This window comes from Pseudomonas sp. SK3(2021) (genome assembly GCF_016772375.1).
GTDB classification, from domain to species: Bacteria; Pseudomonadota; Gammaproteobacteria; order Pseudomonadales; family Pseudomonadaceae; genus Aquipseudomonas; species Aquipseudomonas chlororaphis_I.
Genome location: NZ_CP061943.1, coordinates 3,878,497 through 3,891,035, shown reverse-complemented (window position 1 = coordinate 3,891,035; position 12,539 = coordinate 3,878,497). Strand labels below are relative to the sequence as shown.

General features: G+C 61.1%; 9 protein-coding genes, 2 tRNA genes and 1 pseudogene. 9 read left to right on the top strand and 3 right to left on the bottom strand.

Features of this window, described 5'->3' with window-relative positions:
- Together IF690_RS17230 and IF690_RS17225 are read left to right on the top strand one after the other, a co-directional pair.
- Positions 1-3,147, top strand: coding sequence for an efflux RND transporter permease subunit (locus IF690_RS17230; RefSeq protein ID WP_202696634.1), 3,147 nt, complete (start codon positions 1-3; stop codon positions 3,145-3,147).
- The gene (locus tag IF690_RS17225; protein ID WP_202696633.1) at positions 3,144-4,541 is read left to right on the top strand and encodes an efflux transporter outer membrane subunit; all 1,398 of its coding nucleotides are present in this window, start codon (positions 3,144-3,146) and stop codon (positions 4,539-4,541) included. The genes IF690_RS17230 and IF690_RS17225 overlap by 4 nt, the downstream gene beginning before the upstream one ends.
- A 13-nt stretch (positions 4,542-4,554) precedes the next feature.
- Here the strand turns inward: IF690_RS17225 and IF690_RS17220 are convergent, their stop codons facing one another.
- Positions 4,555-5,331, bottom strand: a complete 777-nt coding sequence (locus tag IF690_RS17220; protein WP_202696632.1) for an NAD(P)H-dependent oxidoreductase — start codon at positions 5,329-5,331, stop codon at positions 4,555-4,557.
- Positions 5,332-5,416: 85 nt separating this feature from the next.
- Here IF690_RS17220 and IF690_RS17215 point away from each other — a divergent pair, with 85 nt between their 5' ends.
- The 5 genes from IF690_RS17215 (at position 5,417) to IF690_RS17195 (ending at position 7,925) form a co-directional block, all read left to right on the top strand.
- The gene (locus IF690_RS17215; RefSeq protein WP_202696631.1) at positions 5,417-6,310 is read left to right on the top strand and encodes a LysR family transcriptional regulator; all 894 of its coding nucleotides are present in this window, start codon (positions 5,417-5,419) and stop codon (positions 6,308-6,310) included.
- Between the two features lie 134 nt (positions 6,311-6,444).
- Positions 6,445-6,609, top strand: a complete 165-nt coding sequence (locus tag IF690_RS17210; protein ID WP_202696630.1) for a hypothetical protein — start codon at positions 6,445-6,447, stop codon at positions 6,607-6,609.
- A 215-nt stretch (positions 6,610-6,824) separates the two neighbouring features.
- Positions 6,825-6,898, top strand: a tRNA-Cys gene (locus IF690_RS17205).
- Between the two features lie 374 nt (positions 6,899-7,272).
- The gene (locus tag IF690_RS17200) at positions 7,273-7,494 is read left to right on the top strand and encodes a hypothetical protein (RefSeq protein WP_202696629.1); all 222 of its coding nucleotides are present in this window, start codon (positions 7,273-7,275) and stop codon (positions 7,492-7,494) included.
- A gap of 344 nt (positions 7,495-7,838) precedes the next feature.
- Positions 7,839-7,925 (top strand) — tRNA-Leu (locus IF690_RS17195).
- Positions 7,926-8,020: 95 nt separating this feature from the next.
- On the opposite strand, the pseudogene IF690_RS17190 reads toward IF690_RS17195, so the two are convergent.
- Both IF690_RS17190 and IF690_RS17185 read right to left on the bottom strand, forming a co-directional pair.
- A pseudogene (locus IF690_RS17190) lies at positions 8,021-8,368 on the bottom strand (tyrosine-type recombinase/integrase); the annotation flags it as partial.
- Between the two features lie 99 nt (positions 8,369-8,467).
- Positions 8,468-9,214 (bottom strand): TetR/AcrR family transcriptional regulator, encoded by a 747-nt coding sequence (locus IF690_RS17185; protein WP_202696628.1) that lies wholly within the window; start codon positions 9,212-9,214, stop codon positions 8,468-8,470.
- 312 nt (positions 9,215-9,526) lie between these two features.
- Between IF690_RS17185 and IF690_RS17180 the strand changes: the two genes are divergently transcribed.
- Both IF690_RS17180 and IF690_RS17175 read left to right on the top strand, forming a co-directional pair.
- Positions 9,527-10,780, top strand: a complete 1,254-nt coding sequence (locus IF690_RS17180; RefSeq protein WP_202696627.1) for an alpha/beta hydrolase — start codon at positions 9,527-9,529, stop codon at positions 10,778-10,780.
- Positions 10,781-10,800: 20 nt separating this feature from the next.
- Positions 10,801-12,531 (top strand): AMP-binding protein, encoded by a 1,731-nt coding sequence (locus IF690_RS17175; RefSeq protein ID WP_202696626.1) that lies wholly within the window; start codon positions 10,801-10,803, stop codon positions 12,529-12,531.
- Positions 12,532-12,539 lie beyond the last annotated feature (8 nt).

The window sequence follows — 12,539 nt, the reverse complement described above, 5'->3', positions numbered from 1 at the left end:
ATGGCGCGCTTCTTTATCGACCGGCCGATTTTCGCCTGGGTCATCGCCATCGTCATCATGCTCGCCGGGGCCTTGTCCATCAGCCAGTTGCCCCTGGAGCAGTACCCGGACATCGCGCCGCCGACGGTGCGGATCTCCGCCACCTACACCGGCGCCTCGGCCAAGACCGTGGAAGACTCGGTGACCCAGGTCATCGAACAGCAGCTGACCGGCCTGGACAACCTCACCTATATGTCGGCCACCAGCAGTTCGGCGGGCAGCGCCAGCATCAACCTGACCTTCGCCGCCGGCACCGACCCGGACGTGGCGCAGATGCAGGTGCAGAACAAGCTGCAACAGGCCGAGTCGCGCCTGCCGCAGTCGGTGCAGAGCGAAGGCCTGACGGTGACCAAGGGCGGTTCGGACTTCCTGATGATCGCGGCCCTGGCCTCGGACAACGAGAGCGTCACCGGCACCCAGGTCGGCGACTACATCTCCAGCACCTTGCTTGACCAGATCAGCCGTATCGACGGCGTTGGCGAGGTGCAGACCCTGGGCTCGGGCTACGCCATGCGCATCTGGCTGAACCCGGCCAAGCTGGAAAAGTACGCCCTGATGCCGTCCGACGTCAGCGCCGCCCTGGAGGCGCAGAACACCGAAGTCTCCGCCGGGCAACTGGGCGCGGTGCCGGCGGTGCCCGGGCAGCAACTGAACGCGACCATTACCGCGCGCAGCAAGCTGCAGACCGAGGACGAGTTCCGCAATGTGGTGGTCAAGTCGTCCAGTGACGGCGCTGTGGTGCTGCTGAGCGATGTGGGGCGGGTCGAGCTGGGCAGCGAAAGTTATGACATGAGCACGGCCCTCAATGGCCGGCCGGCTTCGGCCATGGGGATCAAGCTGGCGACCGGGGCCAACGCCCTGAGTGTCGGCGACGCGGTCAAGGCCAGGCTCAAGGAGTTGGAGCAATTCTACCCGGCAGAAATGCAACTGAAGAACGTCATCGCCTACGACACCACGCCCTTTGTCAGCCTGTCCATCGAGGAGGTGGTCAAGTCCCTCGGCGAAGCCATCGTCCTGGTGGTGCTGATCATGTTCCTGTTCCTGCAGAACTTTCGGGCCACGCTGATCCCGGCGATCACCGTGCCGGTGGTGCTGCTGGGTACCTTCGGTGTGCTGGCGCTGCTCGGCTATTCGATCAACACCCTGACCATGTTCGCCATGGTCCTGGCCATCGGCCTGCTGGTGGACGACGCCATAGTCGTCGTAGAGAACGTCGAGCGGGTGATGGGCGAGCAGGGGCTGTCGCCCCTGGAGGCCACGCGCCAGTCGATGGCGGAAATTACCAGTGCGTTGATCGGCATTGCCCTGGTGCTCAGCGCAGTATTCATTCCCATGGCGTTTTTCGGCGGTTCCACCGGGGTCATCTACCGGCAGTTCTCGGTGACCATTGTCTCGGCCATGCTGCTGTCGGTGCTGGTGGCCATGACCCTGACCCCGGCGCTGTGCGCGACCCTGCTCAAGCCTGCCGATGCCCACGGGCACGGCCATGGGCCGCAGCGCGGCTTCTTCGGCTGGTTCAACCGCCATTTCGAGCGCAGTGCCCAGGCCTATCAGCGGCTGGTCGGCGGCATCCTGCAACGCAGCCGCAGCAGCCTGCTGCTGTACGGGGTGTTCCTGCTGGTCATGGGCGTCGGCTATATCAACCTGCCGACCTCGTTTTTGCCGGACGAAGACCAGGGCACCCTGATGGCGCAGATCCAGTTGCCGGTGGGCGCCACCGACAGCCGCACCCAGGCGGTGATGAAACAGTTCGAGAACTACATGCTCGAACAGCCGGAGGTCGAGGCGTTGATCAGCATCAGCGGCCTGGGCATGGGCGGCAACAGCCAGAACACCGGCCGCGCCTTTATCAAGCTCAAGGACTGGAGCGAGCGCCTGGGCGCCGGCCAGGATGCGGCGTCGATTGCCCAGCGCGCAACCCAGGCGCTGGCGAGTATCGGCGATGCCAATGTGTTCGTCATGCAGCCGCCGGCGGTACGGGGCCTGGGGCAAAGCTCGGGTTTCGACCTGCAGCTCAAGGACCTCGCCGGCCTGGGCCACGACGCCCTGGTGGCGGCCCGCGAACAGTTCATTCAGCTGGCGCAGCAGGACCCGCGCCTGCTCGGGGTCCGCAGCAACGGCCTGGACGACACGCCGCAGCTCAAGGTCAGCATCGACGATCGCAAGGCCGGGGCCCTGAGCCTGAGCACCAGCGACATCAACAGCACCCTGTCCACGGCCCTCGGCGGCACCTACGTCAATGACTTCCTCAACCAGGGCCGGGTGAAGAAGGTCTACGTGCAGGGCGAGGCCGCGGCGCGAATGCAGGCGCAAGACCTGGACCATTGGTTCGTGCGCAACGCCAATGACGAGATGGTGCCGTTCTCGTCCTTCGCCAGCAGCGCCTGGAGCTACGGTTCGCCGCTGCTCGAGCGCTACAACGGCATCTCGTCGCTGGAGGTGGTGGGCGATCCGGCGCCGGGGGTGAGTTCCGGGGTGGCCATGGATGTGGTCGAATCCCTGGTCAAGCAACTGCCCGAGGGCATCGGCTATGAGTGGACCGGGCAGTCCTATCAACTGCGCCTGTCCGGCTCCCAGGCGCCGTTGCTCTACGGGATTTCGATTCTGTTTGTATTCCTCTGCCTGGCGGCCTTGTACGAAAGCTGGTCGGTGCCGTTCTCGGTGATGCTGGTGGTGCCCCTGGGCGTGATCGGGGCGGTGCTGGCGACCCGCTTCAGCGGCCTGAGCAACGACGTGTACTTCCAGGTGGGGCTGCTGACCACCGTGGGGCTGTCGGCGAAGAACGCAATTCTCATCGTCGAGTTCGCCAAGCACCTGCAAGAGCAGGGCGCGAGCCTGCTGGAGGCGACCCTGACCGCGGTGCGCCAGCGTCTGCGGCCGATCCTCATGACCTCCCTGGCCTTCATGTTCGGCGTGCTGCCCCTGGCCTTGAGCTCCGGCGCCGGTTCGGCCGGGCGCCGGGCCATCGGTACCGGCGTGCTGGGCGGCATGTTCAGCGCCACGGTGCTGGGGATCTTCTTCGTGCCGCTGTTCTTCGTGCTGATCCGTCGCCGCTTTACCCGTGTCTCCACGACTTCCACTCAACCCGCTGCCACAGGTGATGCATGATCAAGTTTCGTTGGGCCCTGGCGCCTGCCCTGGCGCTGCTCGGTGGTTGCATCAACCTGGCGCCCGAATACCAGCGCCCCGAGGCGCCGGTCGCCGAGCAATGGTTGCCGGGCAGCAAGGTATCCACTGGGGAAGCCGCTGCCGATATCCATTGGCAACAGTTTTTCACCGACAAGCGCCTGGCGCGCTTGCAGGCCCTGGCCCTGGCCAACAACCGCGACCTGCGCCTGGCCAGCCTGAACATCGAGAAGGCCCAGGCGCAGTACCGCATCCAGCGCGCAGCGTTGTTCCCGGCGATCGATGCCGGGATCAGCGGCACTCACGCCCGCACGCCGGCTTCTTCCTCCGGCAGCGGCGTGGCCGCCACCAGTCATGACTACAGCGCGCAGCTGGGCCTGAGCAGCTATGAGCTGGATGTGTTCGGACGGCTGCGCAACCTCAAGGACGAGGCGCTGGAAGCCTATCTGTCGCTGGCCGAGACCCGGCGCAGCACGCAGATCAGCCTGGTGGCCGAGGTGGCCACGGCCTGGCTGACCCTGGCGGCGGACAACGAGCTGTTGCGCCTGGCCCAGGACACCCTGCGCAGCCAGCAGGCGACCTACGAATTGACCCAGCGCAGCCATGCCCTGGGCGGTTCCTCCGGGCTGGCCCTGGCCCAGGCGCAGACCACCGTGGAGTCGGCCCGCGGCGACGCGGCGGTGTACGCCAGCCAGATTCTCCAGGACCGCAACGCGCTGCGCCTGCTGGTGGGCAGCGAGATCCCCGACGAGCTGCTGCCCGGCGCCAGCCTGCAATCGGCGGCGCTGCTGGTGCGGGTGCCGGACGAGTTGCCGTCCAGCCTGTTGCAGCGGCGTCCCGATGTACTGGCGGCGGAACATACGCTGAAGTCGGCGAACATCGATATCGGCGCGGCGCGGGCGGCGTTCTTTCCGAGCATCAGCCTGACCGCCAACGCCGGTTCGGCGAGTTCGGCGTTGTCCGGGCTGTTCAAGGCCGGCAGCGGTGCCTGGACCTTCGCCCCGAGCATCAGCCTGCCATTGTTCGACGCCGGCAGTAACCGCGCGACCCTGGACGCGGCCAAGGTCGAGCGCGAGATCCAGGTGCAGACCTACCAGCAGACCGTGCAGAGCGCCTTCAAGGAAGTCGCCGACGCCCTGGCCGAACGCAGCACCCTGGACGAACGCCTGGATGCCCAGCGGGCGCTGACCGACGCCAGCCGCAAAAGCTTCGAGCTGGCCGACGCGCTGTATCGCGGCGGCTCGCAAAGCTACCTCGAAGCCCTGGATGCCCAGCGTTCGCTGTACAGCGCCCAGCAGGACCTGATCAGCCTGCGCCTGGCCGAGCAGAGCAACCGGGTGAGCCTGTACAAGGTGCTGGGCGGGGGCTGGCAGTGAGTGTGCGGGGCCCCTACACCAGATGGGCGGCGAAGCCCTGGCGGTCGGGAGCGATGTCCGGGTGCAGGGTGAGTTCGGGGATCTGGTAGGCCCCGGCGTTCTGCGGGCGGAAGGCGATGGGCGCGGTGTGTTGCAACTGGTCGAGGCGTTGCCCGAGCTGGTCGCAGATTGTGGCGAAACGCGCCTCGTCGATGCGCCCGGTGCGGTAGACCACGAACGGCGGCAGCACGTCGAAGCCGGGGTAATAGAGGATGCCGTGGTGGATCGGGAACAGTAGGTCGTCCATCGGCCCGTTGATGCCCCGCGGGCCGTAGTGGGATTCCCAGCCGCCGGCGCTGACGATCAGCATCGCCCGCTTGCCCGCCAGGGTGCCTTCGCCGTAGCGATCGCCCCAGCGCGCGTCCGAATGCTCGCCCACGCCATAGGCGAAACCGTAGGCGTAGACCCGTTCCACCCAGCCTTTGAGAATCGCCGGCATGGAGAACCACCACAGGGGAAATTGCAGCAGCACGGTATCGGCCCAGAGCAGTTTTTCCTGCTCGCGGGCGATGTCCGCCGATTGCAGGCCCTCTTCGAACGCGCGCTTGGAATCCAGGGACGGATCGAAGCGGGTGTTGTCCGGCCGGCCGAGGCTGTCGTCGGCGTCCAGCGGCGCCTTCCAGTTCATCGCATACAGGTCCGAGACCTGGACCGCGTGGCCGGCGGCCTGCAGGCGCTTGATCGTGAAGTCCTTGAGCGAGCCGTTCAAGGAGCGGGGTTCGGGGTGGGCATAAACCAGCAGCACATTCATCACAGGGTCTCCAATGTCGGGAGACAGCAGGATCGACCGTTGCCAGGTATATTGGAAATGAATATCCAATATTACAGGTATTGTCATGAATAATTTAAGACGCTTGGACATCAACCTGCTGCTGACCCTGGATGTGCTGCTGGCGGAGCACAACGTGACCCGTGCGGCGCAACGCCTGAACCTGTCGCAACCCTCGGTCAGCGTGCATTTGGCCAAGCTGCGGGAGATCTTCGGCGATCCGTTGCTGCTGCCGGGGCCGCGGGGCATGCGGCCCACCGCCAGGGCCGACGAACTGCGCGAGCCGTTGCGCCGGGCGCTGGAGGCGTTGGAGCTGGCGGTGTCGCCGGCCAGCCCGTTCGACCCGGGCGCGGCGGTCAATACCTGGAACGTGTCGGCGTCCGACTATGGCGAGTCGACGGTGATCCTGCCGGCGCTGGCCGGCTTGCGGGCGGCGGCTCCCGGCACCCGGCTGGCGGTGCTCGAGCTGGAACCTGGACGTCTGGTGCGGCAGGCCGAGCAGGGCAGCATCGACCTGGCCCTGCATACCCGCGAGGATTCGCCGCCGGGGCTGCGCCGCCGCCTGCTGTTCAGCGAGCGCTATGTGCTGGTGGGCCGCGCGGGCCATCCACGCCTGCAACGGCGCCCGAGCCTGGCGCAGTTCGGCAAGCTGGAGCACGTTGTGGTGTCGCCCGATGGCGGCGGTTTTCACGGTGTCACCGACAGCGCGCTGGGGGAGGTGGGCCTGACCCGCCGGGTGGTGCTGTCGGTCCCGCACTTCCTGTTTGTCCTCTCGGCGCTGGCGAGCACCGACCTGGTGGCGATGCTGCCTTCGCGCCTGGTGCGCGACAACCCGGCGCTGAAGGTGGTCGAGCCGCCGCTGGCAGTCCCGGGTTATGAAATGGCCATGCTCTGGCACGAGCGCTGCCACCGCGACCCGGCCCACCAATGGCTGCGCGAGTTCATCGTCAGTTCGTTGTGAGCGCTGCTGCGGCTCGTCCCTTCGTCAAAGGAGCATTCAACGTGGCTGTGCAAGTAGATTCGAGTCCATGGTCCGGCTCTGGGACCATGGCGAGCTGATGGACAAGTTTCTCGACCTGGGGCCTGCGGCTGTTCATGTACGGCGAGCAGGATGCCCAGCTGTCCTATTTGCCGCACATCCAGGCCAAGGGCGTGTGGCGGGCGGAAATCCCGGCTAACGGGCACGTTCCCATGTATTCCAACCCCGGCGAGATGTGGCGGCATATCGCGGCCTTCCATGCCGGCACACCTCTTGCCTGAAAGGCAGCGGCGACGGCGACTAAGATGTTGAATTATTTCATCCCCGTTCTTGACATGCCCTGCGAACAAGTCCAGAATTGCGTCCATTCCTGATTCGGGAACGCGAAAAACCCCTTAGAATTCAAAGGGTTGGAAGGTGGATCAAGACTAAGGTCAAGATTGGCTTTCCGGCTTCGAGTTGTACCTTTGATGTGGTTGTAACGCATCGAAAGTTTGGCCGAGTAGCAAAATGGTTATGCAGCGGATTGCAAATCCGCCTACGCCGGTTCGATTCCGACCTCGGCCTCCAAACTGAAAACCCCGTAGATCAATGGTCTACGGGGTTTTTTATTGGTTGCAAGAAAGCACCCTCAAACCGTTCAGGTTTCTTCAGAATTGTCTTCGAGACATGAGCGACCGCTCTGGATAGAGTGGTCGCGCTTGCCCGGCCAGGTGTGTTTACGATGGATTGCTGAACGGCCAACAGCTGGTCAGGGTGGGCACCATTCAGATTGAAGCTGCCGCAGATGTTGCGTTCTCGGCCTGTCTCTTCGACTCTGCTGGCCCATGGGTTCAGCCATCTCCCGATCCCCCAAGTCAGTGGGGTTGCACCGTACGTCGTGCACGACGAACCCATTGAGACATTGCGCTCTCTACCGAGTACACCCCCCTGGAGAATCGGCCATGTACGATGACGCTAAGGTGCAGGCGTTTTCCGCCTTCCATGATTTGCTGACGAATCCCGAAGTCCGGATGAATGCTCAGGAGCAGTACGATGAACTGCTGCGGCTCGTCGACAACGTTCGGGCGAAGGGAATTATCGACGGGGAAGAACGCAAGACCCTGATAGAGGTGGCGACGGTGGCTTATGCGCGCGCTGTGGAGGGCGTTGGAGGCGGGACTTAGGCGGGGCCCGCGTCACCTGATCGGCAAGCTGCAAGCCTTTTAAAATCAGATGGTTACGCTGGTTTTGCTGTGGTAACCTGTTGAAATGTCTGGTTTTATCAGTGGAATGCAGTTCTATCTGCGCCGGTTCGGCTCTGGCAGTTGCTCCCCTTTATAAAAATAGCTCTGTAGATCGATGATTTATGGAGCCTTTTCATCTGTGGTCGCACTCGACATCCAGTCTTGAATTTGACGCCAACGAACTTGCTTCAAGGGTAGGGGATGTATATATTTCACCCCCTTGCCGCAAGGCGCTGAAACGGCTCAAGCAATTCGAGCCTTACAGATTGCAACACCGCGCTACCGCCCGAATGGCGAAACTGGTAGACGCATGGGACTTAAAATCCCCCGCTCGTAAGGGCGTGCCGGTTCGATTCCGGCTTCGGGCACCATCTAAAATCAAGGGTTTGCGGGCGAAAGCTGATGCAAACCCTTGTTTGTTTCTGGTCCGCTATTTTGGAGTTGGTCCGCAATTCGCGACCATCTGTCACTTAGTAGGGGTTACCTTCATGCCCTTTCGCATTCGGATGTACTGCTCTGTCATCCCGACGGTTGTATGTCCCAACTGGTCCCGAGCTTCGCGGATGCTCCCTGTTGACTCCTCTTTGTCCGTTGCCGCTTTTGCTCGTAAGTCCCGCATCTGAAATTCTGCTTTCGGGATCCCGGCTGCCTCTCTGGCGTCATCAAACCTTTTTCTGAGCATGCTCGTCGTCATCGGCTGTCCAGAATCGATTACCACCAGGCGTGTTGATTTGATTTTGTGTCCAGTCTTTCGCGCCATGATTCGATCGATTACGACTTTGAGCTCACCAATGATCTCGATCCTTCGTTTGGCAAGGGCGATGCTAAAAAAGTACATCGTAGATTCGCTAGCGTTGATTTAGAGCAAGCTCCATGCAGTGAAATTTCTACTTGTCGACACGGAAGGATGTTGTCACGCGTCGGCGGGCAGGCCAATCCATTTCTCGAAGCCGTCCAACAGGATCGCGATACCTGCGTCGTAGGCAGCCGGACTGTCGAGCGCCGCGAACGGAGCGGCAAGATAGCTTGCGCCTGGAAAGCTTTCCTCGGGGAATTTTGCGACATATCCACTGATGAAGTCGCCGTGGGTGTACGGCGATTGCCGGTTCTCTTTTTCGGCGGCGATGACCGAGACGAACAGCAGCAACAGGTGGTAAACCATGGCGGCCATTGGACCTGGCAGTCCCATGGTTTTGAGGATTCTGCCCATGTGGTCGAAATACGCCAGACCGTAATCCACTTCGCCTGGCTGTACCCGCTGGAACAGCCTGAATTTGTTTTCCGTGAGGATATAGGTTGCCAAGCCCGGCCAGCGTCCCATTGTTTCCAGCGAGGAAAGGGCGAACTGTTCAAGGTCCGTTCGCCACTGGCCGGTCGGCAAGGGCAGTCGCTCCAGACGTTCCTTGAAAGCGGCGTTGATAACTGAGCTGATCAGTTCATCCCGGCTGCCCAGATGATAGTGAACCATGCCCGCGGCCACCCCCAGTTCCTTGCCGATTCTGACCATACTGACCTCGGTCAGGGTTTCGGTCCGGGCAATGTTGATGGCGCACTGGATCATCGCGTCCCGGGAGACATCCTGACCGCTTTTGGGGCGACGTCCGACTCTCTTGGTCGGTGCCGCCTTGACTGTGGAAGCGGTTTTATTTTTCTCAGACATCCGAACTTTCCTTGGGCTTAATTGATACCGCCTCAGATTATCACCTGCAGTTGGGTTTTCTAAACCTAAAAACGCAGTCATCGGGTGAGTGCGAGCATCGATCCGAGCTGAACCCAAATGTTGAATCTGGTGAGGTTTATGCCATTGGGCACACCAGACATCGGCAGTTCATGTCGGGTTTGCCAGGTTCCTAAATATTTTCATGCGATTAATTGACACCCTCTCAGATTGTGACTTATCTTTGCTCCAGGTTAATTGAGGCTATCTCAAAAAAACGACTTGACGATCCCTTGGGATCCTGCAGGAGGGCACATGGCGCCTAATCCCAATAACAAGAAAGTCGCGGTAACGGCAGGTTTGCGCGGCGCATCCTGGCAAGCGGAGCGCATGACCACGCCTTTCAGCTCTATACCCACTCCACTCACGACGCAGGACGGGCAAGGGGCTTTGGGCGTGCTGTTTTCCAGAGGCGCTGAGCGCAAGGTTGTCTTTATCATGCATCCCCGGGAGCTGGTGGTGACCCACTACCTGGTTCCGGATGCTCTGGATGCGGGCTGGGCATGCTGGGTGCAAGGAGCCAGATCCATTGGCAACGATCTGCGACTTGAGCATGAGTTCGCGCTTTATGACGTAGCTGCCGGAATGCGCCACCTACGAGCGCTGGGCTTCGAGACTATCGTGCTGTTAGGCAATTCCGGTGGTGCCGGCCTGTTCGCTTTTTACAATCAGCAATCGGTGCTTACACCAGAAAAACGTCTCGGCAAAACACCTGCCGGGCGTGCGACTAAGTTCGAAGTGGCAGATTTTCCGGTGGCCGACGGTATCGCCTTGGTATCACCCCACCCTGGGCAGGGCGTTTTGCTGATGAATGCGCTTGATCCTTCAGTGGTTGACGAGCTCGATCCGTTCTCAGTCGACCCGGCATTGGACCCATTCAGTGTAGCGAACGGGTTTCGCCTGCCACCCGATTCGGCGAGCTACAACGCGGAGTTCATCGACCGCTACCGGGCAGCGCAGCGTCAGCGTGTTGCGCGCATCGATGCGCATGCCAGGGCACTGGTAGAGCGGCGCCAGGCTGCTCGCATTCGCTTGAAATCGACAGGAGCCAAAGACGATAGGGCTTTGGCAGGGCATAGCCCTATTTTTCAGGTGTGGCGTACGGATGCGGACCTTCGCTGCTGGGACACCTCACTCGATCCTTCCGACCGCTTCGTGGGTTCGCTGTGGGGTAGCGAACCTTTTGTGTCCAATCTGGGCAGTGTCGGCTTCGGACGAATTGTTACTCCAGAGTCGTGGCTGTCGACGTGGTCGGGCCTTTCATCGAACGCTTCGCTCGGCAAGTGTGCCCCTGCCATCGAGCAACCGACCTTGCTTATCGAATACACCGGGGACAACTGCGTGTTCCCGATGGATGCGGACACAATTTACGAGGCAATACCGGCCTCCCGCAAAGAGCGGCATCGCGTGCGCGGCAACCACCATGGCCAGGCACTGGACGACGGTGAGATATCAGGCCAGACCCTCGCCGGTAAGCACCTGGGACGTTGGCTTCAGGACAATTTTTAATACAAGAAGAGCGTTCAATCATGACAATTACAAAAAATGAAACCGCTGCCACTTTGAGCTCTGGTAATAACGAAAGAATGAATCACGTCGCGGCGCCGATCTCCGGGGTCGTCTATCCGAAGCAAAGCGAACTGGATCGTTACGTTGCGCAGGGTGCCCTTGGCTTCGAAACTCTCGTAGACGGGTTAGGTTCAGTTGTTCGTCAATACCCCGACAATGTCGCTCTGCTGGGGCCGGACCTACGAATTACTTATCGTGAACTCGACGGACTCTCCACTCGCCTCGCTGCGGCATTCATCAAGCAGGGCCTGAGGCCTCTGGACCGCGTCATTTTCCAGTTGCGCGATAGCGAACAACTGGTAATTGCCTTTTTTGCCTGCCTCAAGGCCGGGCTGATTCCAATCTGTACGATGGCTGCTCACCGTGAGCGCGAAATCGGCTACCTGGCCGAACTGGGCGAGGCCAAGCTGCACATCGTTCAAGGAGACGACCCGAAATTCGACAGCGTCGCTTTCGCCCGCAAGATGCAGGAGCTGAGCCCCTCTTTGAACCTGATCATGCAGGCTCGTGGTGAACCGCAAGACGGCATTCTGCAGCAGGATTCGCTAATTGCCGATATTGATCTGACCGAAGCCGAGTCCCTGTTGCAACACGTCCAGTTGGATCCTTTCCAGGTCGCCGTCTTCCAGTTGTCTGGTGGCACCACCGGCGTGCCGAAGATCATTCCGCGCTTCCACAACGAATACCTTTACAACATGCGCTGCGTGGCCAAATGGCTGGGCTTCAAGCCGGACGACACTTTGTTCATGCCGCAACCCATGGTCCATAACCTCAACATGGGATGCTGCTTCGGTCCGTTCTTGATGACCGGGGGTACGGTCACCGTCACTCCTGATCTTATGCCTGAGACACTCATCTCGCTGATTGCCACAACTAAGCCGACCTGGTTGATGCTGGGCGGGCCAATCATCGCGCGTCTCGAATCTGCGATCCACGAAGGACGCGTCAACCTGTCAAACGCTCGTGGCGTGATAGTGGCCAACAGTGCCGCCAAGTTGCAGAAGCTGTTGGGCGTACGTACGCACAACATCTTCGGTATCACCGAAGGCGTGATCACTCTCACTCACAAGGATGACGCCGACGAAGCGCACGACACCACCAACGGTCGTCCGGTATCGGAGTTCGACGAAATCCGCATTCTTGTTCCAGGTACCGAGCAGGACGCCAAGCCGGGGGAGATTGGAGAACCGGTGTTCAAGGGCCCCTACACCATCCACGGCTACTACAACGCCGAAGAGCGCAATCGCGAAACCTTCACCAGCGACGGGTACTACCGCTCCGGGGACCTCATGTACACCAAGGTTATCGACGGCAAGACTTACTACGTCTTCTGCGGTCGCCTCAAGGATCTGATCAGTCGCGGTGGCGAAAAGATCAACTGCGAAGAAGTTGAAATGGCCGTGTCTGGTCATCCAGCGGTCGCTGCCATTGCTGCCGTGGGTTATCCGGATCCGGTTTTCGACGAGCGCTTGTGCGTAGCGATTGTCTTGCGCGATGGCTTCATGGCTCCCACGGTCGCGCAGTTGGGCGAGTTTCTCCTGGACTACGGGCTGGCCAAGTTCAAGTGGCCGGAACGTATCGAGGTGCTTGCTTCATTCCCCCTGAGTGCTTCCGGAAAGCTGAGCAAAGAGAAGCTTCGCGAGATCGTTAAAGAAAACGTCGAGCGCGAACGGGCTCAACAAGCAAATTGAAACGCTGT